At 44.3% G+C, this 24,628-nt stretch carries 18 protein-coding genes; 11 read left to right on the top strand and 7 right to left on the bottom strand.

All coding sequences use genetic code 11. The features are described 5' to 3' along the window. Positions 1–98 precede the first annotated feature (98 nt). The 5 genes from ACEZ3G_RS13095 (at position 99) to ACEZ3G_RS13075 (ending at position 6,517) form a co-directional block, all read left to right on the top strand. Positions 99–1,400, top strand: a complete 1,302-nt coding sequence (locus tag ACEZ3G_RS13095; protein WP_432425943.1) for a TolC family protein — start codon at positions 99–101, stop codon at positions 1,398–1,400. Positions 1,401–1,477: 77 nt separating this feature from the next. After that, positions 1,478–2,560, top strand: coding sequence for an efflux RND transporter periplasmic adaptor subunit (locus tag ACEZ3G_RS13090; protein ID WP_432425942.1), 1,083 nt, complete (start codon positions 1,478–1,480; stop codon positions 2,558–2,560). A 129-nt stretch (positions 2,561–2,689) separates the two neighbouring features. Beyond that, positions 2,690–5,935: an efflux RND transporter permease subunit gene (locus ACEZ3G_RS13085; RefSeq protein ID WP_432425941.1), complete on the top strand. Its 3,246-nt coding sequence runs from the start codon at positions 2,690–2,692 to the stop codon at positions 5,933–5,935. A 54-nt stretch (positions 5,936–5,989) separates the two neighbouring features. Next, positions 5,990–6,295, top strand: coding sequence for a hypothetical protein (locus ACEZ3G_RS13080; protein WP_432425940.1), 306 nt, complete (start codon positions 5,990–5,992; stop codon positions 6,293–6,295). 33 nt (positions 6,296–6,328) lie between these two features. Next, a complete protein-coding gene (locus ACEZ3G_RS13075) occupies positions 6,329–6,517 on the top strand; it encodes a YgaP family membrane protein (RefSeq protein ID WP_432425939.1) in 189 nt (62 codons plus the stop codon). A 99-nt stretch (positions 6,518–6,616) separates the two neighbouring features. On the opposite strand, the gene ACEZ3G_RS13070 is transcribed toward ACEZ3G_RS13075, so the two are convergent. From ACEZ3G_RS13070 to ACEZ3G_RS13055, 4 genes are all read right to left on the bottom strand, one after another. Next, positions 6,617–7,201, bottom strand: coding sequence for an alpha-glucuronidase family glycosyl hydrolase (locus ACEZ3G_RS13070; RefSeq protein ID WP_432425938.1), 585 nt, complete (start codon positions 7,199–7,201; stop codon positions 6,617–6,619). Positions 7,202–7,324: 123 nt separating this feature from the next. After that, positions 7,325–9,742, bottom strand: a complete 2,418-nt coding sequence (locus ACEZ3G_RS13065) for an ABC transporter permease (protein WP_432425937.1) — start codon at positions 9,740–9,742, stop codon at positions 7,325–7,327. A gap of 110 nt (positions 9,743–9,852) precedes the next feature. Next, positions 9,853–12,297 (bottom strand): ABC transporter permease, encoded by a 2,445-nt coding sequence (locus ACEZ3G_RS13060; RefSeq protein ID WP_432425936.1) that lies wholly within the window; start codon positions 12,295–12,297, stop codon positions 9,853–9,855. Between the two features lie 89 nt (positions 12,298–12,386). Further along, positions 12,387–14,816 carry an ABC transporter permease gene (locus tag ACEZ3G_RS13055; protein WP_432425935.1) on the bottom strand — a complete coding sequence of 810 codons (2,430 nt, stop codon included), beginning with the start codon at positions 14,814–14,816 and terminating at the stop codon, positions 12,387–12,389. Between the two features lie 352 nt (positions 14,817–15,168). Here ACEZ3G_RS13055 and ACEZ3G_RS13050 point away from each other — a divergent pair, with 352 nt between their 5' ends. The 6 genes from ACEZ3G_RS13050 to ACEZ3G_RS13025 are packed head-to-tail and all read left to right on the top strand — an operon-like array spanning position 15,169 to position 21,560. Continuing rightward, positions 15,169–16,023, top strand: a complete 855-nt coding sequence (locus ACEZ3G_RS13050) for an EboA domain-containing protein (RefSeq protein ID WP_432425934.1) — start codon at positions 15,169–15,171, stop codon at positions 16,021–16,023. Between the two features lies 1 nt (position 16,024). Next, positions 16,025–16,933: a TatD family hydrolase gene (locus tag ACEZ3G_RS13045; RefSeq protein WP_432425933.1), complete on the top strand. Its 909-nt coding sequence runs from the start codon at positions 16,025–16,027 to the stop codon at positions 16,931–16,933. Then, positions 16,934–17,812, top strand: coding sequence for a UbiA-like protein EboC (gene eboC, locus ACEZ3G_RS13040; RefSeq protein ID WP_432425932.1), 879 nt, complete (start codon positions 16,934–16,936; stop codon positions 17,810–17,812). A 15-nt stretch (positions 17,813–17,827) separates the two neighbouring features. After that, positions 17,828–18,982 (top strand): 3-dehydroquinate synthase, encoded by a 1,155-nt coding sequence (locus ACEZ3G_RS13035; RefSeq protein ID WP_432425931.1) that lies wholly within the window; start codon positions 17,828–17,830, stop codon positions 18,980–18,982. A 10-nt stretch (positions 18,983–18,992) separates the two neighbouring features. Further along, the gene (eboE, locus tag ACEZ3G_RS13030; RefSeq protein WP_432425930.1) at positions 18,993–20,186 is read left to right on the top strand and encodes a metabolite traffic protein EboE; all 1,194 of its coding nucleotides are present in this window, start codon (positions 18,993–18,995) and stop codon (positions 20,184–20,186) included. 3 nt (positions 20,187–20,189) lie between these two features. Next, complete coding sequence (locus tag ACEZ3G_RS13025; protein ID WP_432425929.1) at positions 20,190–21,560, top strand: alkaline phosphatase family protein; 1,371 nt, start codon at positions 20,190–20,192, stop codon at positions 21,558–21,560. A gap of 51 nt (positions 21,561–21,611) precedes the next feature. Here ACEZ3G_RS13025 and ACEZ3G_RS13020 read toward each other — a convergent pair whose 3' ends face one another. From ACEZ3G_RS13020 to ACEZ3G_RS13010, 3 genes are all read right to left on the bottom strand, one after another. Continuing rightward, positions 21,612–22,433, bottom strand: a complete 822-nt coding sequence (locus ACEZ3G_RS13020) for a PIG-L deacetylase family protein (protein ID WP_432425928.1) — start codon at positions 22,431–22,433, stop codon at positions 21,612–21,614. A gap of 46 nt (positions 22,434–22,479) precedes the next feature. Further along, positions 22,480–23,595 carry a ThuA domain-containing protein gene (locus ACEZ3G_RS13015; RefSeq protein WP_432425927.1) on the bottom strand — a complete coding sequence of 372 codons (1,116 nt, stop codon included), beginning with the start codon at positions 23,593–23,595 and terminating at the stop codon, positions 22,480–22,482. Between the two features lie 111 nt (positions 23,596–23,706). Then, positions 23,707–24,546, bottom strand: a complete 840-nt coding sequence (locus ACEZ3G_RS13010) for a sugar phosphate isomerase/epimerase family protein (protein ID WP_432425926.1) — start codon at positions 24,544–24,546, stop codon at positions 23,707–23,709. Positions 24,547–24,628 lie beyond the last annotated feature (82 nt).

Below are 24,628 nucleotides of genomic sequence, written 5' to 3'. Positions count from 1 at the left end.
TGTGTGTTCCGATTCGTGCCACAACTCTTGTTTTGGTAACATTGGTTACTGTGCAGGCCGTTTTGTCGCTCTAATTTTGTCGCAAATAAATTGATACGATGAAGTATAAACTAATAGGTTTATTGTTATTCGCCCTTTATTCGGGAATGGCGCAAGATACCAGATCCATTACCAAGGAAGAGGTTCTTGCCAAAGTAATGACGGGCAATAATACACTTAAGATGGCCCAAGAAGATGTGCTGGCGGCCAAGGGCGATTTCAATCAGACGAATGCCGTTCTGTTGCCCAATATCAGTGTCTCCCATACAGGGATAGCCACTACGAACCCGTTAATGGCCTTTGGCTCAAAACTCAACCAAGAGATTCTTACGGCAGCCGATTTTGCCCCTGAACTATTGAACGATCCCCGTCAAATCGAGGACTATGCCACACGTGTGGAAGTACAACAGCCCCTTTTGAATTTCGATGGAATTTTTCAACGCAAGGCGGCCAAGGCCAAATGGAACGCCGCCGAACTGCAATCAGAACGTACGCAGGATTATTTGGCCCTTGAGGTCGAAAAGGCCTATATGCAGTTGCAGCTCGCCTACAAAAGGGTGGAAGTGTTGGAAAAGGCCAAGGAAACGGGAATTGAGAACAAAAGGATCGCCGATAACAGTTTTAGACAGGGGTATCTTCAAAAGGCCGATGTACTGCAGGTAGAGGTGCATGTAACCGAAATCGACAATCAATTACAGTATGCCAAGAGCAATATCTTGAACGCCAGCAATTATTTGTCGGTATTGATGAACGATGGCGAGATCGGCACTTTAAAACCGGCCGATTCGTTGGCGGTCGTTTACCACACCGTTCCCGAAACGGATTTCTCGGAAAACAGAAAGGATATTTTGGCCATGCAATCGGCCACCGAGGCCTACCGGCAAATGCACAAAGCGGACCAAATGGCCTTTTTACCAAGATTGAACGCCTTCGGCACCTATGAACTGCACGACGACGAAATCTTTCAAGGCGATGCCAACGGATATCTTTTCGGAGCCGAACTGAAATGGAACCTCTTCGAGGGAAGCAAACGTTTCGGAAAATCACAAAAGAGCAAAGCCGAATACGACAAATCGAAATTACAACTTGAACAGTATAAATCGGAAAGCCAATTGGAACTGAACAGGGCAAAAAGGGGGTTGGGCGACGCCCAGAATAAATTGAAGCTGACGAAGTTGGCCCTGGAACAATCTGCGGAATCGTTGCGGATCAGGACCAATCGCTTTAAACAAGGTTTGGAAAAAACAACAGATATATTGATGGCCGAAACAAAATATGCCGAAAAGCAACTGGAATATTATGCAACGATATTTCAACACAACTATGCCTTGGCCTATGTACGGTTTTTGACCCAGGAGTGACATTGCGAACATGAAAAATAGATAATAGATAAAGGACGATTATTAAAGAATTTGTACAAGTACTATAAACTAAAACAATGAAAAACAAAAGATACATACAAGCGGTAACCCTGGGCATGACCCTATTATTGGCAAGTTGTGGCGGTAAGGACAAAAAAGGGGTAGCCGATAACTCCCCGGCGGTAGCCGTTCAGGTCAAGACCGTTTCAGAAGATAATAGCAGTTCTTTTTTGACCGCCAGCGGCAAGGTAGAAGCGGTCAAAAGTGCCGATATCAGTACACGCATGATGGGTTATGTCGATAAGATCTATGTTCAGGTAGGAGAAAAGGTGCGTAGCGGGCAGCTACTACTGAGTGTCAACAATGCCGATGTATCGGCCAAACTGGCGCAGGTAAACGCAGGAATAACCGAAGCCCGGGCGGCCTTTGACAATGCCGAGAAAGACTATAACAGATTCACGACGCTCTTTAAGGAAAACAGTGCGTCGCAAAAGGAGTTGGACGATGTTACGGCGAACTACAATATGGCCAAGGCGAGGTTGGAGTCCGCCAATCAAATGAAGAATGAGGTGAACGCCCAAATGGGCTATGCGAACATTCGCGCCCCGTTCAGCGGCGTAGTGACCAATAAGTTCATAAACGCCGGCGATATGGCCAATCCGGGGATGCCCTTGCTCGAAGTGGAATCCCCAGAAAATTATCAGGTATTGGCGATGGTACCCGAATCGGAGATTCTTGAAATCGGCAAGAATACTGATGTAACGGTGCAATTAAAGGCCCTTGGCCAAACCGTGAACGGAAAGGTAACCGAGATCAGTACATCTTCGAAAAACACTGGTGGCCAATATTTGGTCAAGGTTGTCCTCGATGCGACCGATGCGAAAATATTGTCGGGCATGTATGTCACGGTACAGTTTCCAGTCGCGCGAAAAACCAAGAGTTCCGCCGTAATGATCCCCGTGGATGCCATCGTGAACAACGGGCAATTGAAAGGCGTCTATACGGTAAGCCAGAGCAATACGGCACTTTTGCGCTGGTTGCGCCTGGGAAGGACTTTCGGGGACCGGGTGGAAGTGCTTTCGGGATTATCGCCCGATGAACAATACATCGTTTCGGCCGAAGGGAAGTTGTACAACGGAGCAAAAATCTCAAATCAATAAACGGGATCCGCGTTAGGGATTGCAGCGGTTACCCCGTATGTGCCTCGATAGGCGCAACGGAGTAAAAGCGGAAAGCCCGCCCGCCTGCCCTTCGGCAGGTGGAAACGCCCCACTTATAATGAATTAAAAATGAAGGAAGGTCTAGCTGGCAAGATTGCCAAAATGTTCATAGGCAGTAAGTTAACGGTACTTCTGATGATCGTTTTCATGGTCATCGGGGTGTACAGCTCGTTCTTGATCCCGAGGGAGGAAGAACCGCAAATCGATGTGCCGATGGCCGATATTTTTGTGGGATACCCCGGGGCGAGCCCTACCGAAGTGGAGTCGCGCGTGATCAAACCCTTGGAAAAACTGATCTCGAACATCAAGGGGGTCGAATATGTGTATTCAACCTCGATGAAGGAGCAGGGCATGGTCATCGTGCAGTTCTATGTGGGCGAAGATATCGAACGTTCGTTCGTAAAGCTCTACAACGAGATCAACAAGCACATGGACCAAATGCCCCAGGGCGTAACGTTTCCGTTGGTGAAGACACGGGCCATTGACGATGTACCCATGTTGGGCCTAACATTGTGGAGCGAGAATTACGACGGGTACCAACTAAGCCAAATGGCGCAGGAACTTGAAAGCGAGATCAAGAAAGTGAACGATGTGGCGATTACCCATAAGATCGGTAATCAAGACCGTCAATTGCGCGTGGTACTCGATAAGGATAAATTGGCCGCCAGCGGACTCGATTTCTTATCGGTTTCTGAAATGATCAAGGCGAACAGTGCACAGTTGAACTCCGGTAGTTTCGATAAGAACGATACCGAGTTTCTGGTTAGCACGGGCAAGTTTCTGGCCTCGGTCGGCGATGTCGAGAACCTCGTGGTGGGCGTGCAGCAGAACCAGCCGATCTATCTGAAACAGATCGCGAATATCATCGATGGCCCCGAAATTCCTCAGAGTTATGTTTCCCTAGGTTTTGGGCAGGCCAGTGACAAGGCGACCGATTACAAGTCTGAATACCCTGCGGTTACCATTTCCGTAGCAAAGCGAAAGGGTGCCGATGCCATGAAGATTGCCGATATCGTTATCGATAAGGTGGACCATTTGCGCAGCACATTGATTCCTGATGACGTGCACGTCGAGATTACCAGAAACTATGGGGAAACGGCATCGCACAAGGTATCTGAACTATTGTTGCACCTTATTGGGTCTATCATCGCCGTAACGCTGGTGGTCATGCTGGCGATGGGCTGGCGCGGTGGTCTGGTCGTGTTTTTATCGGTTCCGATTACGTTTGCCCTGACCTTGTTGAGCTACTATATGCTGGATTATACCCTGAACAGGATCACCCTTTTCGCCTTGGTCTTTGTTACGGGTATCGTCGTGGACGACTCGATTATCATCGCAGAGAACATGCACCGGCATTTTAAGATGAAACGGTTGCCGTTCAAACAGGCCGCCCTATATGCGATCAATGAGGTCGGTAACCCGACCATCTTGGCTACGTTTACCGTCATAGCCTCGGTATTGCCGATGGCCTTCGTTTCGGGACTGATGGGCCCTTATATGGCCCCGATGCCCATTGGCGCATCTATCGCCATGATTTTATCGCTGTTCGTGGCCTTGACCATTACCCCGTATTTGGGCTATATTTTTCTTAGGGAAAAGAACAAATCTGCCAGTTCCAAAGAAGAGAAGGAGGAAAAACCTTTGGAGGACACCTTGATTTATAGGATCTATAACAGATTCGAGCATCCGTTGATAGAAAACAGCGGTAAGCGTTGGATTTTCTTGGGATTGACCTTTTTAATGCTCATAGGCTCGATGGTACTGTTCTTCACCAAATCGGTCGCCGTTAAGATGTTGCCTTTTGACAACAAAAACGAGTTTCAAGTAATCATAGACATGCCGGAAGGTACCACCCTCGAACGCACGGCGGTCGTAGCCCGGGAAATCGCACAATACCTTTCAACGCGTTCGGAAGTTGTGAACTACCAGAACTATATCGGTACTTCCGCGCCAATAACCTTTAACGGTTTGGTACGCCATTATGATCTGCGCGGCGGGAGCAACATGGCCGACATTCAAGTGAATTTGGTCGACAAGGGGGAGCGCTCGGCACAAAGCCACGACATTGCGAAACTGCTTCGGCCCGAGATCCAAAAGATCGCCGCCGAATATAATGCGAACGTAAAGGTAGTGGAGGTGCCGCCAGGGCCTCCGGTGCTATCGACCATTGTGGCCGAAGTCTATGGCCCCGATTATGGTGAGCAGATGAGGATTGCCGATAGCATACGGCATATCTTGAAAAAAACCGACGATGTGGTGGATATCGACTGGATGGTGGAAGCCGATCAGACCGAATATCAGTTCGATATCGATAGGGAGAAAGCCATGCTGTACGGTGTTGCGCCGCAACAGATCGCCTATACCATGAATATGGCGCTGTCGAACCGGGCGATAACCAATCTATACGATGAGAATGCCACCGATCAGGTCGGTCTGGTTTTGGCCTTGGACGAGAAGGAAAAATCGACCATCAATGATATTTCGCAATTGAAAATCGCTTCTAAGCTGGGTAATATGGTGCCCATTGTCGATTTGGTAAACATTGAGGAAACCATTAGCCCGAAGAGCATCTACCGCAAAAACCAAAAGCGGGTGGTCTATGTCCTGGCCGATATGGCCGGAAAGCTTGAAAGTCCGGCCTATGCGATTCTAGGTATGGAAGAAAAATTGAAGGCGATCGATCTGCCACAAGGGTATGAGATCAATGAAATGTACTTGGGCCAACCTGATTTCGAAGACGATTATACCGTTAAATGGGACGGGGAATGGCAAATTACGTTGGAGGTGTTTAGGGATTTGGGAATCGCTTTTATGGGGGCGATCATCTTGATCTACATCTTGATCGTCGGATGGTTCCAGAACTTCAAGGCTCCCGTAGTGATGATGGTCGCGATACCCTTGTCACTGATCGGAATCGTTCTAGGCCATTGGATCATGGGTGCTTTTTTCACGGCCACTTCCTTTATCGGAATGATCGCCCTTGCGGGTATCATGGTACGGAATTCGGTATTGCTCATCGATTTTATCAATCTGCGTTTGGCAGAAGGTGTTCCCTTAAAACAAGCGGCTATCGAGGCCGGTGCCGTTCGTACTACGCCCATTCTATTGACCGCGGGTACGGTGGTCATCGGTGCCTTTGTCATTCTGTTCGATCCCATTTTTCAGGGATTGGCCATTTCATTGATGGGCGGAACCATAGTATCAACGGTATTGACTTTGTTGGTGGTGCCTTTGGTCTATTATATGATCGAGCGGAAGAAGTATCCAGAGCCGGAGCTTCGGCAAACGAAGGGTTCGATTGAGGAAAAAGAATAACCTACCACGTTAGGTAATACCGAAAAAGCGGAAATGACACAAAAACATTTATCTATGAAATTATTAATCGTCACGGTCGTAGAACAGTTCGAAAAAGATATTCTGAAACTGTTCAAAAAAGCGAATATCGAGAGCTTCAGTGAAAGCCACATTGATGGATATAAGAACCCTACGTCCATGGTGCGCACGGCCAGCTGGTTCCCAAGCGAGAAGGGGGGAGTCGAATCGAACCTGTTCTTTTCGTTTACCGAGGAAACGAACATTGAAACACTCTTCGGCCTGATAAAAGAATTCAATGCCAATCTGGAGACCAACAACCCGATCAAGGCTGTCGTGGTTCCTATTGAAAGATCGATTTAATCAATTATAAACATTTTTTTAAAAACAAGAGAAATGCTAAATACATATTTTAGGGTCATTGTAGGTACATTCGTTTTATTGAGTGTCGTATTGGCCGTGTACGTAAATATCAACTGGTTATGGTTTACCGTATTCATCGGGGTCAACTTGATTCAATCGGCGTTTACCAAGTGGTGTCTGTTGGAGACCATCCTGTTGAAATTGGGCATAAAAAAGGGGTAGGGATTGTTATCGGACAAACCTATGAAAAGGGTGATAGTGGTTAGCAAGGGATTTCCTTTTGACTGCCAACTTGATTTCGATTAATCGAAATTAAATAAATCACTGAAAATAGGATGGTTGCAAATTGCCGGGTCGAACGCGGTCGAGATTATCCCAATGGTTAAGCATTCGGATATCGATTTTCGGGGCATCGACCCAATTTATTCCTGTTAAGGATTGTCCGGTCTTTATCAAGTGCAACAATCGAAAAATACCATATAGAATACCTATGTCATCGTTGGCAGTGACCACAAGAACATCTTTTTCGTTGTGTGATACGGATTTAATCACAAATCCTTCGTTTCCAATCTTTTGAAGGTCTTTTTGAAGCGATTTGACAACCGCTTTCGGCAAAAAAGAGCCTTTTGAGACGATTATAGTGTTATCGGAATTTATCGAGTTCGTGAAATCAGGTATCCGCCCCAACATTTTTTCAAGTGCGGTGTCCATTTCTTGCTTGGCTACCTTAAGTGTGCTCGTTCCATCTTGAAAATAAACCGAAGAGGCCAAATCGTTATATGCTTCAATCAAAGATGGTCGTTGAATTTTGGCGTGTCCCAACCAAAGATCATATCCTTCAAGCGATTGTGAAAACGCAGAACTTATACAGAGAAAAGATAATAGAATAAACTTTTTAAACCCCATTTTTGATCTTTGCGCATAGTGAATAAGGGGGAGGCCACCAATGCATTTGATGCAAAGACCTACCCCTAACAGGTTAAAACCAAGATACTTGATAAAGATACTACAGAAGAGACAAAAATCGGTCTACTCATCACGTAAAGCATCGACTGGGTTGGCAATCGCGGCCTTAAAACTTTGCCAGCTTACCGTGAGCATTGCGATTGTCAATGCCGTAATTCCAGCTATGGCGAATATCCACCAGTTCATGGTCGTTTTGTAGGCAAAACCTTCGAGCCACTTGTTCATGACATACCATGAAACGGGTACGGCAATGATAAAGGCCAGGCCTACCCATTTTACGAAATCTTTGTTCAATAAGGCCAATATTTGGGCAATGCTCGCACCGTTGACCTTTCGAACGCCAATTTCTTTTTTTCTTTGTATGCAAGTGTAGGAGGTAAGCCCGAACAACCCCATAGAAGCAATAAGTATTGCTAAAACCGTAAATATTTGAAATGCAGAACCGAAGGTCTTATCCTCATTATACTGCGCTTCGAACTTTTGATCTAAGAAGGTATAGTTGAAGGTGCTTTTTGGAAACAGTTCTTTCCATTTGTTTTCAATCTGTGCAAGGGCGTTGGTCATACCATTTGATGAAAGTGCCGTTTGATTGAATTTTACAAGAAGTTTATCTCCGTTGGATTCGTATCGCAACAGCATCGGTTCAATACCCGTTTTTAGACCGAAATGATGATAGTCTTTGATAACCCCGGAAATAATACGTTCTTCTCCAAAGATTTTCATGGTTTTGCTTACGGCTTCCTGCATATCTGTAATCTCCATAAATCTTACGAACTTTTCGTTCAAGACGACTTTGTCGCTTTCACCGCTCGAGTTTTCCTTAAAAGGTTCTCCGGCAAGGAATTCCAGGTCCATCAACTTAAAATAATCGGGGTGTACCCCATAGTTATAGGTGATTCTTATGTCATCTCGAATCCCATTTGGAAAGGTAATGCCGGCATTTGAATTGAGTTCATCATATCCTCCACCCGGATAGGTTTCAGCCCCTGCGGTAGCTTCGACAAAAGGAAAATTTTCAAGTTCATGTTTAAAGGTTTCCAAATTTTTGACAAATAAGGAATCAGGCATCGCACTCAATATCTGTCCGTTAAGGGCGACGACTTGATGTAAGTCTACACCGATGGGCTGATTCTGAATGAAACGAATTTGTTTTGTAACGACTATAGTACCGATCAATAAAACGATCGTTGCGAAAAATTGCCCCATTATCAAGACCTTTCTAATAATCGGGCCACTTCCGGTGGTTTGTATCTTTCCCTTAAGCGACTTTGCAGGAGTGTACTTGCTCAAGACCATGGCCGGATACAGGCCTGATACCAAAGCCCCGAACAATACAAAACCTAATATTGGTATAAAATCTATGACGTTCGAAAGATCGACCTTTAGTACCATGCCGGCATAGTTGTTAAATATAGGCAAGACAAGTAAGACGATCGAAACCGCGATTATTATGGCCAATAGATTCAGTAATAACGACTCTAAAAATGATTGTAGCATGATTTGAGGTTTCTGTGCCCCTGCCACTTTTCGTATTCCTGTTTCCTTGGCCCTTTCGAGCGATTTGGCCGTGGAAAGGTTTACATAATTTAGCCAAGAGAGTATGAGAATTATCAATGCAATGGCCAATAGAAACGTGACCCGATTTGCACTGCCGTTTGCCTCGGCCTCATAAGGCTTATCTGAGTACAGGTGAATATCTTCCAAGGGTTCGATGTTATGCCTTTCATAAGGCAGGTCTTCTACCTTAAAATTCATTACCTTCTTTTTAAACGCATTGGCATTGGCCAAGGGATCCAGCTTCAAATAGGTAAAATACATGTTTTGGTTCCATGTATATTGCCAGTCGCGTTCGAAAGCCTCCCAGGTATGAAAAGTTTTAAAGGAAATCAAAACGTCATTCTTGATATGGGTATTTCTCGGGCTATCGGCAAGAACTCCGGTCACGGTAAAAAGAGGGCTATCACTGCTAAATACTTTTAACGTCTTGCCCAGGGCATCTTCATTGCCGAAAATCTTTTCGGCCAACGATTCGGTCAAAACAAGGGAGTAGGGCTCATTCAGAGCATTGTTTACATCGCCCTTAGCCAACGTGCGGTCAAAAATTTGGAAAAAGGAAGGGTCTGCCAACGAGCCCCTATTGTCTTCAAAAACCCTATCATCATGTATGAGAACGGCGTCGTTCGTATGACGCAGCCTTACATAATCCTGTACCTCGGGAAACTCATCCTTTAGTGTTGGCCCACTTACAATATACGCATTTGCATCGCCTGGAACCCATTCGCCACCTTCGAGATAATCCATATACACGCGATATACGTTTTCAGAACCCTCGAATTTGTCATAGCTTCTTTCGTAATGCACATAGAGCATGATCAGAAAGAAAGAGGCGATGCCGATGGCCAGCCCAAAAATGTTGATAAACGAGTATAGTTTATTTTTAAGTAGATAGCGTGTCGCGATTTTTAGGAATAGTTTATACATGGCTTTTGTTTATCGGCCTCCCTCTAGCCCCCTCCGAAGGAGGGGGAATGGATTCGGCATTAATTTAGTATTTCAGTTTTCTCCCCTTCGGGGGAGTTAGAGGGGGCTTTTCATTCGGTTCGTAAACTTTTTACCGGGTTTGTATTGGCCTTGGCAATAGTTCTTATACTCATGATTATCAGTGAAATAAAAGCCATGATAATTCCGCTCAATATAAATATCCATGCACTTAATTCGGTTTTATAGGCAAAATCTTCTAACCATTGATGTAGTCCGTACCAAGCGACAGGGGCCGCAATCACAAAGGCGATACCGACGAGGACCAAAAACTCTGTGCAGAGCAAGATGTTCAATTGCAATAGGGAGGCCCCTAGTACTTTTCGTATACCGATTTCCTTTGTACGCCGTTCGGTGGTGTAGACGACCAAGCCAAAAAGCCCTAAACAACTGATGGCGATCGATAACCCCATGGCCCATTTTAATAGGGTAGAGGTCCTGCGTTCACTTTCATAAAATCTTTTAATGGTGTCGTCCATGAAGGTCAATTCAAACTCTACATCGGGATACACATCGTTCCAAATGGACTCTATTTGCGCGATGGCTTCGGACCAACCGCTAACATCATCGGTCTGAAACGAGAAATGAACTGTATTGAACTGGCTACGGTCGGGGTCCCAATCCCCAACGATGGCCATGGGCTTCACAGCCGTTTTTAAGGATCGTTGATTAAAATCGGCCACGACCCCGACTATGGGGTATTTGGCATCGTTCCGACCTATTCTTTTGTCAATAGCTTCTTCGGGTGTCTTAAAGCCTAACTGTTTTCTAAAGGTATCATTGATCACATATTCACGAATGGTATCGTTCAGTCTATCACGTCCGGCCAAAAGGGGAATATCATAAAGATTGAGATATTCCATATCCCCTCGCAGCAGCTGGAGAATGGAAACAATCTCCCTTTCCCCGTCCATATAGGTTACATAAGTGGAACTGGTACTGTTCGACGCTGGAGGATTCCCACTTAAACTTAGTCTCTGCACCATGGGCAACGCCTCGATCCTTTCGGCCAGCAATGTGCGCTTTTCAGGTCCGGGCACATGCCAAGGTGTTCTGACTGAAGCAATGGCCTCAGTTCGAAAGCCCATATCCTTAGTCATTAAATAGTCGATTTGTTTTCCGACCAAGAATGTTGCTATGACGAATACTTGGGCAACACTAAATTGAAAAACGGTCAGGTATTTGCGTAGGGTCGTTTTTTCACTTTTTTGGGAGATTTGGCTCTTAAGTACAGCTACCGGCCGGTAGCTTGAAAGCACAAGAGCGGGATAAAATCCTGATAGCAAGGTTACCAAAGCCAAAAGAACCAATATGCCCACGATTACCCACGGTTCACTGAAAAGCCCAAAATCAAGACCTTCTGGAATGAAATCGGAAAACGCTTGAAGTAACCAGTATGAAAATACGATCGAAAGTGCCGATGCAAAAATTGTCAACAATAAGGTCTCCGCCAAAAATTGAAAGACAAGTTGCTTTTTAGAACTTCCCAACGTTTTACGCACCCCTATTTCCTTGGCGCGCTGAGTAGCCTGTGCGGTATTGAGGTTGATAAAATTAATGCAGCCCAATAACAACAAAAAAAGGGCGATAAAACCTAGACTGATCAATACCGACTTGCTTGCCTTGACCCTGCTAAAATCAAAAGTATAGTAGTTGGGGTCCAAGTGCAGTTCGGTTAGGGGTTGCATGTAAAAGTTTCTGATACGGCCACGGGCCACTTCTTCTTCTTCGTTATGCTCCTTGGCAAGCGCATCGAGGGTAGATTGTACAGTTTCCTTAGTTACATTTTGTTCGAGCTTTACAAATAATTGGGATGAAGAATTGGTATTGTTCCATCCCGCATACTCAACATTGTTCGACATATCAGCCTGTTGGGCGGTTTTCAACGATATGAATTCTTCAAAGACCAAATCGGTACGTTTTTCAAAATTGGCCACAATGCCGATAACCTTTACTGGAATGGTATCTTGATACACCAAGGTGCTTCCTATAATCTCATCGGGCCGCCTGTCTGGAAAATAGATGTTGGCCCTATTTTCGGACAACACAACTTCATTGGGGTTTTCCAATATATTGTCAGGAGAACCGACAATCCAATCATATTCAAAGACGTTAAAATAAGCAGCGTCGGTATACACCACATATTCCGGCCTTTTAAAGATTTTATTGTCTTCGTTATTTCTGACTGTAACGGGGTAGGTCGTGAGTACGGGAGCGACGGCCTCAAGACCTGCCCCCTTTTCTTTTAAGGTCTCCGCCAGTGGATAAGATACGCCGGGATTGTACCCGTTTCCTTCGGGAGAGGTAAATTCAGAAGTGATACGATAAATACGCTCCACATCGGGATGAAACTTGTCGAAACTCAAATCGTAATACACCATTAGGCCGATTACGAAAGAAGCACTCAACCCAATGGCAAGGCTACTTACCTTGATCAAGGAAAACAATTTGTTCTTGGTAATGCTTCGGGATGCTATTTTCAGGTAGTTTTTAAGCATGTTTTTGTTTATAGTTCTTTGAGGGTTATATTTTTTGTCTATGGTCTCATATATGACTTCTCAAATCTTACTTCTAAAATTTATCTTCTTTACTCCGTCCGCAGACTTTTTACCGGGTTGGCCATGGCCGATTTAATCGATTGAAAACCTACTGTTATGAGGGTTATTAACAGGGCAAACCCTCCGGCCAACGCAAATACCCACCATTGAATTTCGATTCTGTATGTAAATCCTTCCAACCATTTTTGCATAAAATAATAGGCCATAGGGGAAGCTATTAAAAATGCAATACCTACAAGTTTGATGAAATCTTTGGTCAATAGCCCTAATACCGAGTTGATGCTGGCTCCCAATACTTTTCGAATACCGATTTCTTTTTTCTTCTGTTCGGCCACATAGGACACAAGACCGAAAAGGCCGAGACAGCTTATCAAAATGGCCAAGATGGTAAATACAACTGATATCTTGCCGAGTCGTTGTTCCTCCTCAAATAACTTTGCTACCTGTTGGTCGACAAAAGTATATTCGAATGGGGTTTCTTTGGTAATTCCCATCCATTTATCTTCCAAACCAGCCAATAATGTCTTAAAGTCGGTGGTTTCGGTACGAATAACAATCCATCCCGGGGTATTGTCGTTGAAAAGGGCAATGGGCGCTATGCTTTCTGTCAATGGCGCAAAATGATAGTTCTCTACCACCCCAATTATATCGTAAAGTTCTGTTTCGCCTTCATAAGTGCTTGCAATTTTTGATGAAAGTGCCTGTTCAAATGGAATGCCCAGCGATTCCAAAACGGCTTTGTTCACGATGGTCTGCGTGCTGTCGTTGGACCTAAAATCCCTACCTGCGATCAATCTCATGCCCACGGTGTTTATATACCCGGGGCTCATTCCGCTATAGTGTATCAATGTTCTTTTGGTGGGGTCGGTCCCGGGCAAATGCCCTCCGAAATCGCCAAAGACGCGTTGCGAGGGGTAATTGTTGGCCCCTGCAATATTTTTTACCCCCGAAACGGTAGAAAACTGCTCCTTAATTGCATCAAAACGACTAGATGTTTCAGAAGTGCCCAAACGTACGGCCAAAAGATTTTCTTGTTCGTAACCCAAATCCTTATTTTGCCCATAACGCACTTGCTGAACTATAATGACTACGGCCACGATCAGCGCTGTAGATGCTACAAATTGAAAAACGACCAGGGCCTTTCTCAATCCGACACCCCCAGAAGCCATTTCTGTAATTCCACCTTTTAACGCCTGTATAGGTTTGATCGCAGCCAGTATCAAAGCTGGATAAATACCGGCCAAAAGTCCCGTAATCAATGCCAAACCAAATAACAATACTGCGATTTTGAAATTTAAGACATCGTAAAGATTCAAATCACCATGTCCCAACTCATTGATAAAGGGAAACAATAAAATAGTCAGGGGTATGCTGATCAGGGTCGCAAAAAAGGTCAGCAGTAAAGATTCTCCCAAAAATTGATAGGTAAGGGAGCTTTTATTGGCGCCCACCACTTTTCTGACCCCTATTTCTTTTGCTCTCTTGTTCGCAAAAGCCGTACGTAGGTTGATAAAATTGATACAGGCCACGACTAGTATTATAGCTGCCAAGATGAGAAGGGTGTACAAGAACCCAATTTCCGAAACGATATCAAGTTGATTATTTATTCCTTTGGAGTATAGATGTATGTCCGTTATGGGCTGTAATAACAATGTCTTTTCAAAACCTGCGGCGGCCAGATCTTTGGCGCCCCGCCTCTGTAAAAATTCGGGAAGCTTGCTTTCCAAATTTGTGGCACTGGAGGCTGGAGCCAATTTTACATAACTGTGGACAAAATTTTGTGTTGCATAGTTTTGGACACTCCTTACAAATTGACCCACCCCGGGGGTATTCATACTTATGATGTAGTTCGGATTTAGATGGGTCTTACCAAAGTCATCTTTAAAGACCGCAGTGACCGTTTTATTGGCAGCTTGGTCACCTGCCCCTAATACGATATTTCTATTTAACGCATTTTGGTTTCCGAAAAGTTTCTTTGCCAAGGTAGCGGAAAGCACGATGGCATTCGGGGCGTCTAAAGCATTTTGGGCCGTCCCTTCCAATAGGGGATAGTCAAAGACTTTAAAGAAAGTTGAATCGGCCACATAACCCCTTTCTGCATAGTAGCTTTCAGTAGATTCTGCTATTCGAATCGGCGATTCAAATTGTTCCATATAAACTATACGGCAGGCCTCTTCAATTTCGGGAAAGTCCTCTTTCATCGCAAAAGCGATTGGAGGTCCTGCCGCTGCTGAATTCGTATCGGGAGAACTACCTCCTATATGTTTTATCTTGGTCCGGATTCTATAAATGCTGTCGGCGTCGCTGAATTGGGTGTCATAACCCGTTTGTGCGAGTACATAGACCAAAATGCAGAGGCAACTTGCCGTACCGACCGTAAGCCCCAGAAGGTTGATTCCGGTTTGCAACTTGTTCTTGGTCAGGTTCCTCCAGGCGATTTTTAGATAGTTTTTGAACATGGTTCTCGTTTTTTGATGATGATTTGAAGACCGAACAGAATTTGTAAATATCGAATTGCCCGTTATAGTATTCCGATTTTTCCACACCTATATTTATGCCAAAAACAAAACCATTTGATAATCAATATTTTATGTTTGACTATTTTTAGTGACAATTCTTAAGATGTAAAATTTTTTTACACAAAGTGTCCAGTATTTTTACGTTGTTTGGGGAGAATTCATGGTGAGATATTGTTCAAAAACAAAGTGTCGTATTTCTTTTATAGCGGAATAAACTTTATTTTTGATGGTGTTACTAATTCAAGGTCTTTTCTAAAATTTTCGAGTCCTTCCAAACCAAACCAACGATATAATGCAGGTAGAAAATGTAGGTGCGTACCTATCCCAAATTGTCGAAGACCATGTTTCAACGGCATTGAAAAACTGGTTGGGGGGAAAAATAAAAAACATCGTAGACGAGCGATCGGCAAAAGACCTTTATTTGACCTATAGCTTGATCGGAACCAAGTTCGGTTCTGAAGAAAATTTGGAATTCGCTACAGATTCCGATGTCGGCCAGTACCTAAAAACTCAAAGGGCGAACATTCGACAGGTGGCCAGAATATATCTTTTGGTAAAGGTTTTGGAGGCCGATACCGATTTTTTTGCGCCCAAAGTGGCCAATATCATTCAGGTGGCCGATACGGGCGAGCTGGAAACTTTTTTAAAGTTTTTGATTTTACTGCCCGATCCCGTGCGATACAAAACGACTGCCGTTGATGCCCTGAGAACGAACATCGCTACAGTTTTCAATGCCATTGCCTACAATAATCCGTATCCATCTTTGTTTTTCAATGACCAACAATGGAACCAGATGTACCTGAAGACGGCATTTATGCAGGGAGATCTTAGCGCGATAATGGACATTGACAAAATGGCCAATACCGATCTGGTCAGGATTATATCCGATTATGCCCACGAACGATGGGCGGCAGGGCGTGCCATCGACCCCTATTTTTGGCGACCGGTTTCCAAGTTTTTGAACGATACGCTTTTAGGAGACATGAAGCGGTTATTGGCAAGCGATGACCCCATGGAAAACAAAGCCGGGGCTCTTTGCTGTTATGGATCGGATTACCCGGAAGCAAAAAAGGAACTTGAAAACCATGAAGATCTCGTTGGTCAAATCGAAAACAAAACATTAACCTGGGAAAATCTAAAAGAATAACATGGAAGAAAAAATGATGTTTATCGACCCGCATGTGCATATGACGTCGCGAACCACTGATGACTATGAGGCAATGGCAAATGCAGGGGTAGTGGCACTGATAGAACCTTCGTTCTGGTTGGGCCAGCCACGAACACAAGTGGGTTCTTTTCAAGATTATTACAGCAGTTTGGTAGGCTGGGAACCTTTTCGGGCAAGTCAGTTTGGCATTCAACACTATTGTACGATCGGTTTGAATTCCAAAGAAGCGAACAATGAGGCCTTGGCAGAGCAGGTAATCGAATTATTGCCCCTCTATGTGCATAAACAAAATGTGGTGGCCATCGGTGAGATCGGTTACGACGACCAGACCCCTGCTGAGGACAAGTACTTTAGAATGCAATTGGAACTGGCCAAAGAGCTGGGCATGGTCGTTCAGGTGCATACGCCCCACAGGGATAAAAAAGCGGGAACCATCAAAAGTATGGAGGTCTGTCTTGAACATGGTCTTGATCCTTCAATGGTCGTTATCGACCATAACAACGAAGAAACCGTAAAAGAAGTCTTGAACAGGGGCTTCATTGCGGCGTTTACCATTTACCCGAAAACCAAAATGGGCAACGAAAGAATGGTAGAGGTAGTGAGAAAATTTGGTAGCACCGATATTATTGTGGACAGTTCGGCGGATTGGGGGGTCAGTGACCCATTGGCCGTTCCGAAAACGGCAGGTTTAATGCTAAGAAGAGGTATTGCGAAGGAAGATGTTGTCAAGACATGCTATCAAAATGCCCTCGATATTTTTGGTAAAAACGGCAAGATGAAAGAATCGGATTGGCTGGACGCCAAAGGGATCGATCAAAGGGAGCTGTACAATGACAATAGCGTACTAAGGGGTCAAGAGCCCAAAATAGATTCCGATAAAATCGTTTAAATGGGTTCTGTGTTCAAGGGCTATTTGCGATTGATGCGTCCCGCGAATTTGCCAACTGCCGCTGCCGATATATTCGCCGGGGCAGCTTTATCGGGCATGTTTTCCATAAATTCCCTCGGACCGAACATCGTTTATCTTGTACTGGCTTCGGTTTTCCTCTATGCCGGTGGCGTTGTACTGAACGATGTTTTTGACTACAAACTTGATAAGGTCGAGCGCCCGGAGCGTCCGATTCCAAGTGGCTTGATTCCATTAAAAGCGGCAGCTTTCTTTGGTATGGTACTGTTGTTGATCGGCGTATTATTTGCCTTTCTTACGAATCGATTGAGCGGCATTATAGCTTTAACATTGGCTTTTTCGATCATACTTTATGACGCCTACTCAAAAAAACATGGCTTTTTAGGCCCCATGAACATGGGACTTTGCCGAGGACTCAATCTGTTGTTGGGCATGTCGCTACTTGGGGAAATAAATGCATGGTGGTACGGCATCATTCCATTGATATATATCTTTGCGATTACCTTGATAAGTAGGGGCGAAGTTCATGGGAACAATTCGAAGCACATTCTTTGGGCGGGCGTTTTATACCTAATCGTCATTTTGGCCGTTTTAGCTATAGTAATGATGAAAACGGATAATATCTTGCAAGCTGTCCCCTTTCTGGCACTTTTTGCTTTTTCGGTATATAGACCTTTGGTCGCCGCCTTTCGATCGAACACTCCTGAAAATATAAAAAAAGCGGTCATAGCAGGGGTACTTTCATTGATTGTACTTGACGCGACCCTGGTTGCCGGCTTTTCCGTTTGGTGGTATGGTCTTTTGGTATTGTTATTATTGCCGTTGTCCATACTTTTGTCAAAACTTTTTGCCGTTACCTAAACCAAATTGACGCCCTTGAGACCCATAGCACAATCATTTTCGGTTCCTTACGAATACAAACTTCATTTTACGAAAGATTTGTTCAATGTTGGGAATCCACTGTTTAAGGATATTTTAAATGCGTACAAAACGAATGAAAGCATAAAATTGCTTTTCATCATTGATGACGGGGTAAGCGAAAATCACCGAGACTTGTTGAACGCTATCGTAGCTTATTGTCGTTCGTATCGACAACATTTGGAACATACAGAAAGTATAGTGATCAAAGGAGGGGAGCACTGCAAAAATGAACATCAAGAAGTAGAGCGTGTTCTAAAGGCCATCAATGACCGGCATATCGACAGGCACTCTTTTGTAATTGCCATTGGTGGTGGCGCGTTGATCGACATGGTGGGCTATGCGGCCGCAATAGCCCATAGGGGTGTGAAATTGATCCGCATTCCTACTACGGTACTTTCACAGAACGATTCCGCCGTCGGTGTAAAGAACAGCATCAATCTATTCGAAAAAAAGAACTTTTTGGGCACTTTTGCCCCGCCTTATGCGATTATCAACGATATTGATTTTTTGTCCACTTTGGAACAACGCGACTGGATTGCCGGTGTGGCCGAGGCCATAAAAGTATCCTTGATCAAGGACAAAACTTTCTTTGAAGATATAGAGAACAATGCAAACGGTCTCCATGTACGCGAAATGGAACCTATGCAAAATCTGATATATAGATGTGCCGAAATCCATATGCATCATATCGCCCAAGGTGGTGATCCTTTCGAAAGCGGTTCGTCAAGGCCTTTGGATTTTGGCCATTGGGCCGCCCATAAATTGGAGCAGATGTCCAATTACGGACTGCGGCATGGAGAAGCCGTGGCAAAGGGCATTGCACTGGATGTTACGTATGCCTATCTGATAGGTATGATTTCTGAAAAAATATTGAAGCGAATCCTTGATTTGATGGAGCGGATAGGTTTCGACCTGCATATTCCTGTTGATTCAAATCAGGAAATGGACGAACTACTATTAGGGCTCAAAGAGTTTCAAGAACATCTGGGCGGAGAACTTTGTATTACCTTGATCACCGATATCGGCAAACAGCAAAACGTAAATACCATCGACCTCGAAGTTATGAAAAGTGCCGTCAACCATTTGAACACACTTTGCCAATTAACCTAAACTCAGGTAAATGCTGATCAACAATTCTTTTCATCTTACCTATTGTACCAACATTCATCCCGGGGCGAATTGGAAAAGTACGTTTGAAAGTCTTAAAACCTATGTGCCCGGCATAAAGGCGAAAGTTTCCAACGGATCGGATTTTGGTCTGGGCCTTCGATTGTCCAACAAGGCAAGCGAAGAACTTGCCGAGGGAAACAACCTCAAAGCGTTCAAACAATGGTTGCATGAAAATGGGGTGTACGTGTTTACCATGAACGGCTTTCCTTATGGGAATTTTCATGATGAAAGGGTCAAAGAAAATGTACATGCCCCTGATTGGACCACGAAAGATCGGGTAACCTATACCAAACGACTTTTTGACCAATTGTCCGAATTGATCCCAGAGGGATTATCGGGCGGAATATCAACTTCCCCAATAACTTACAAATACTGGCACGATACAAAGGAAACCACCCAAAGGGCCTTTGAGACAGGCGCAAAGAACTTTACGGAAATCGCATTACGGCTTTACGACATAGAAGGCAAAACGGGCAAATATTTGCATCTCGACATTGAACCAGAACCTGATGGATTGTTGGAGAACAGTGATGAGGTCTTGCATTTTTACGCCGACTATTTAATACCTATCGGCACGGAAATTTTAAAGGAAAGACTTGATTTAAATGAACCGGAAGCTGAAAAGATCATCAAGCGCTACATCACCGTATGCTACGATATCTGCCATTTTTCGCTGGCCTTCGAAGAACCTTTGGATACTTTCCTGAAATTGCGTAATGCGGGTATAAAAATCGGCAAGATCCAAGTGAGCGCCGCATTAAAAATTATAAATGACGAAACCGACGAAGAAGCCGTATGGGAGTCACTTTCTCGTTTTGACGAACCCACGTATTTACATCAGGTAACCGAAAAAATCAATGGAAAGGTCAAGACTTATAATGACCTGCCAATCGTTTTGAAAGAACGAAAGGCATTTTCAGAACTTCGTGCCCATTTTCATGTTCCTATTTTTTTGGAGCATTTTGGTAAGTTATATTCCACCCAGGACCATATTCTCAAAGTGGTCGATTATCTCAAAGAAAATCAAGTTTCGGAACATCTTGAAATAGAAACGTATACTTGGGATGTTCTTCCGCAAGAATTGAAGAAAAACCTGTCCGGATCCATTGTACGTGAAATCGAGTGGTTCAAAGAAAGGCTCTGACCTATGCAAAAAACCGTTGTAATAAATGTAGTGGGCCTGACCAAAAGACTTATTGGCGAGCACACCCCATTTATAAAATCATTTTTTGAGAAGGGCAAATCGACGACGATTACCCCTGTACTTCCTGCCGTAACCTGTACGGCCCAGTCTACCTACCTCACCGGAAAGTATCCATCGGAACACGGTATTGTGGGTAACGGTTGGTATTTTGAAGATGAGTGCGAGGTGAAATTCTGGCGACAATCCAACAAACTCGTGAAAAGCGAAAAAATTTGGGACAGGCTCAAAAGCCAAAATCCGGGATTCACCTGTGCAAATATGTTCTGGTGGTACAATATGTACGCCAATACCGATTACAATGTTACGCCCCGCCCGAATTACTTGGCCGATGGCAGAAAGATTCCCGATTGTTATTCGCATCCGGCAGATCTACGTGACAAGCTTCAGGATAAATTGGGTACTTTCCCCTTGTTCCATTTTTGGGGGCCGAAAACCTCGATCAAATCGAGCCAATGGATAGCGGATGCCACTCTGGAAACCGATCGTTTATATGATCCGACGCTGACACTGGTGTATCTTCCCCATCTGGATTATAACCTTCAAAGGCACGGACTCGATTTTAAGGTCATTTCGAAAGACTTGAATGAAATAGATCGTGTTGTACGGCAGTTGGTCGAATACTATCAAGAAAAAAATGCCAATATCATTCTGCTTTCCGAATATGGTATTACGAATGTTGACAATCCCATTCATCTGAATCGGGTCTTAAGGGAAGAAGGACTGCTCAACGTTCGGATCGAGCGAGGATTGGAACTTTTAGATGCCGGTGCGAGCAAGGCGTTTGCCGTGGCTGACCATCAAATCGCACATATCTATTTAAATGACAAATCGATAGCGTCGGAAGTCAAAAAACTACTTGAAAAAGTTGAGGGCGTTGAAAAGGTATATTTCGGTGAAGCGCGAAAAGCGATCAATCTGGATCATGAACGTTGTGGTGATCTGGTCGTTTTGGCGGACTCCCGATCATGGTTTACCTATTATTTTTGGATGGATGATAAAAAAGCGCCCGACTATGCCAGAATGGTGGATATTCATAAAAAACCGGGGTATGATCCCGTCGAAATGCTGACCGATCCAAAGGACAAATTCGTGATGCCCAAGGTAATCGGCAAACTGATCAAGAAGAAGTTGGGTTTTAGAACGGTAATGGATATCATTCCCCTGAATGCAAAACTGGTAAAGGGTTCACATGGCCGGATTCCCGATGATGTTGATGACCATCCCATTTTGATTACCAATAATCAAACTTGTAGTCTTGAGAAAAACATAGCACCGACCGAAGTCTTTGAAGTGATCAGAACCCACGTACAGTAACCCATTAGAAACCAAAAGGTTTTGAAAGGTTGAAATTGTGACCAATTGTGTTTATTCAAATAGAGAAGATTGCTTTTTCTGTACAGGTGCAACAAATTCTCTTAAATAGATTGTTGACTTCGATTTTTTACCCGATGTTTCCCTCCATTTGAGCATTTCAGGCGAAACTTGGCTCTTATGGCATTTCAACGATTCTAAGGCTCTTGCGGCATCTTTTTCAGCGTATTTGATACCAACGTTGAGATACGTCGAATCGATTCCGGCCAATTTTTTTCGTTCTGGTTCATCAATGAGATAAGAAGGGGTGCCGACGTAAAATAACTTTTTTGGTTTCTCCCAAATTTTACTGAGAAATACCTGTGTAACCGATGCGCCTACCAAACGGTGGTCCATATGGGTGCTCCCTCCGTCGGGTCCCCAAGTAATCAGAACGTCGGGTTTCTTGTCGGCAACGATACCTTCTAATTCTAAAATCAACTCCCTGGCGTGCGGTACATGGCCATCGTAACCCTCGGCGGCCCTAAGCTGGTCATGATAATCTAAATGTATCAGTTCTACACCAAGTTTTTCGGCGGCACACTGCATCTCTTCTTTACGCAGGGCGGCCAAACCATCCCCGGCCTCATGATCGGTAAAATCATTGGTGCCCAATCGGCCATCAGTGCAAATAACGAGATACACCTTGATACCCTCATCGACATATTTTGAAAGAATGGGTGATACGGTCATTTCGTCGTCGGGATGGGCAAAAATTGCCATAAGTACTTTACCTTCCCCATTATCTTGGGCAGTTAATGGGATAACATTTAAAAGCAATAGCATGGCGAATGTAACCATGTAAGGGATTCCGGTAAATTTTCGTTTCTCGTTCATTTTAAAAAGTTTTGATTGAACCCTTCAGGCACCAAGACCAAGCGAATCACTGCGCGAGGCTTTCGACCGAAAGCTTCTTGTTTATCCAGTATTCATCATCTTTAAATCCGTATGCAGAGGGATTGTACTTTCCGACCAAATCGACATTCGCATTTTCGGGAACGGTTTCATCCATTGTCCAAAAAATACCATTTATCAATAGCCGTCGCACCCCTTCGTTCAATAAATCCGAGGCCGCACCTATGGTCGAGGTAAATGCCTTTCCCCTTTTACCACCGGGCAATTGATAGCTTTTGGTCCACGCAATGGGCATCAGAACGTCATTCACTTTTTCTCCCGCATTGTTTTCGGTAGCCAGTTCATCATCGGTGGGCTTCATGCCGAAAAAGAGGTCGTTTTCGTCATAGTCACCTTTTCTATTGACGACCTGTCCTAGAATTATCGGTTGACCGTCTTCCGGTAACGGTAGCCGAATGCCGTAAACGTCGGTGGGTCCCCAAATTTCGCCATCCTCAATACCGTTTGCTATGGAATGTGATTTGGCATCTTCTGCAATGGTTCCCCGGGTACTTTGATGTTTGTGGTGCCCGTGATGATTCACCCAGTTTTCGCCAAGTACCGACCGCCCGAAGCCATCTTCCCATTCGGTTTTATCGCCTTTGTAATAATTACCGTAATGTTTGAAATTCGAGGTTGAATCTTTTGAAAAATTGAAAGCGTGGGTCGCCGTTCTGATACCGACCACGGGTTTCCCCGCCCTTAGGTAGTCGTCGATATGTTGCATCTGGTCATCGGGCAATGCACGGAACCGTGTAAATATGACCATCATATCAGCCGAATCCAAGGCTTCGAGGCCGGGAATATTATTGACGTAGTTGGCATTTACGATTCCAGGTTTTGAGGGGTCTTGCGCAAACAAGACCGTACAATTATATCCGTGATGTTCAGAAAGTATTTTTGCCAATTGAGGAAGTGCCTCTTCGGAACGGTATTCTTCATCGCCTGAAATCAAAACGATATGTTTTGCATTTTCATCGTCTCCCTCGAAACTCAACCATTGCTTTGGGGTCTCTTCGACTTTCTCAACTACGGTTTCTTTCTTTTTTTCTACACAGGAACCGATTAGAAGACCGAAAACCAATAAAAGGATTGTTTTTTTCACAAATTTTATTTTTAAATGTTTACACACTGCGTTGAACATCTTTCCTTATCCAACTTCCAACTTCCAACTTCCAACTTCCAACTTCCAATTTCAAACTTCAAACTTCCGACTTCAGATACCCATACCTTCTTTTATGAGCTTCAAACCTTTGGTATATATCTCTTCGGAAGGCGAATAATCTCGCCATACGTTGATCGCATTGGCAAATTCGGGAATGATCGTGCTAAAAGCTTCTATGGTCAGCCATCCATCGTAGCCTATTTCCTTTATGGCCGGAAAAACATCGTTCCAATCGACTTGTCCGCTTCCCGGCGTACCACGGTCGTTTTCACTGATATGTATATGTTTTAAAACGGGTGCAATGGTCTTTAAAGCGCTGGACTGACTTTTTTCCTCGATGTTACTATGGTGCGTATCGTACATCGCGCCCAAATTCGGATGATCCACCGCCTCTACCATGGTTTTCAGATCGGCCATGGTATTGTACAAGTAGCATTCGAAACGATTTACGGCCTCGGGGGCTAGCATGATATTCGATCGTTCTGCATATTCGGCCGCTTTTCGCAACATTTCGATGCTCCATTGTTTTTCTTCAAGGGTCGGAGGTTGACGGGTAAAATAAGCGAATGTTGAATGAAACGGTCCGCAAATGACCTCGACATGGGCCGCAGCACTCATATCGATCGACCATTTGAGTTTATCCAAGCCGGCGGCCCTATAATTTTTATTAGGACTCGCAATATTCTCATCAGGTGCCAAGGCGGCCACAGCGGTTACGCCCATTTCCGCATCTGAAAAATATCGGCCCAGTTTGGCATAATGAGCTTCATCGCCTTCCCCTAAAAATAGTTCCACACCATCAAAGCCGGTTTTCTTCAGAGTATCCACAAGGGGGAAATGTGCTTCCGTCACATGGTTGGTCCAGAGGAGCATGTTCATTCCTATCTTCATAACTAAATTGTTTTATTTGATTCCCACATACACAAAAGTAAATGCTGGATTCTCAATAAAAAAATGACCCCCTCCTTAAAAA

The sequence above is a fragment of the Meishania litoralis genome (assembly GCF_042611095.1).
GTDB lineage: Bacteria > Bacteroidota > Bacteroidia > Flavobacteriales > Flavobacteriaceae > Meishania > Meishania litoralis.
This window is presented reverse-complemented; position numbering and strand designations above follow the sequence as displayed.

Bases quoted from the DNA above. Each gene is read 5' to 3' on its own strand.
- ACEZ3G_RS13045 (WP_432425933.1), top strand. From the start codon at position 16,025: ATGGAAGAAAAAATGATGTTTATCGACCCGCATGTGCATATGACGTCG.
- ACEZ3G_RS13060 (WP_432425936.1), bottom strand. From the start codon at position 12,297: ATGCTTAAAAACTACCTGAAAATAGCATCCCGAAGCATTACCAAGAAC.
- ACEZ3G_RS13050 (WP_432425934.1), top strand. From the start codon at position 15,169: ATGCAGGTAGAAAATGTAGGTGCGTACCTATCCCAAATTGTCGAAGAC.
- ACEZ3G_RS13085 (WP_432425941.1), top strand. From the start codon at position 2,690: ATGAAGGAAGGTCTAGCTGGCAAGATTGCCAAAATGTTCATAGGCAGT.
- ACEZ3G_RS13095 (WP_432425943.1), top strand. From the start codon at position 99: ATGAAGTATAAACTAATAGGTTTATTGTTATTCGCCCTTTATTCGGGA.
- ACEZ3G_RS13055 (WP_432425935.1), bottom strand. From the start codon at position 14,816: ATGTTCAAAAACTATCTAAAAATCGCCTGGAGGAACCTGACCAAGAAC.
- eboE (WP_432425930.1), top strand. From the start codon at position 18,993: ATGCTGATCAACAATTCTTTTCATCTTACCTATTGTACCAACATTCAT.
- ACEZ3G_RS13080 (WP_432425940.1), top strand. From the start codon at position 5,990: ATGAAATTATTAATCGTCACGGTCGTAGAACAGTTCGAAAAAGATATT.
- ACEZ3G_RS13075 (WP_432425939.1), top strand. From the start codon at position 6,329: ATGCTAAATACATATTTTAGGGTCATTGTAGGTACATTCGTTTTATTG.
- ACEZ3G_RS13090 (WP_432425942.1), top strand. From the start codon at position 1,478: ATGAAAAACAAAAGATACATACAAGCGGTAACCCTGGGCATGACCCTA.
- ACEZ3G_RS13065 (WP_432425937.1), bottom strand. From the start codon at position 9,742: ATGTATAAACTATTCCTAAAAATCGCGACACGCTATCTACTTAAAAAT.
- ACEZ3G_RS13020 (WP_432425928.1), bottom strand. From the start codon at position 22,433: ATGAACGAGAAACGAAAATTTACCGGAATCCCTTACATGGTTACATTC.
- ACEZ3G_RS13025 (WP_432425929.1), top strand. From the start codon at position 20,190: ATGCAAAAAACCGTTGTAATAAATGTAGTGGGCCTGACCAAAAGACTT.
- ACEZ3G_RS13070 (WP_432425938.1), bottom strand. From the start codon at position 7,201: ATGGGGTTTAAAAAGTTTATTCTATTATCTTTTCTCTGTATAAGTTCT.
- ACEZ3G_RS13010 (WP_432425926.1), bottom strand. From the start codon at position 24,546: ATGAAGATAGGAATGAACATGCTCCTCTGGACCAACCATGTGACGGAA.
- eboC (WP_432425932.1), top strand. From the start codon at position 16,934: ATGGGTTCTGTGTTCAAGGGCTATTTGCGATTGATGCGTCCCGCGAAT.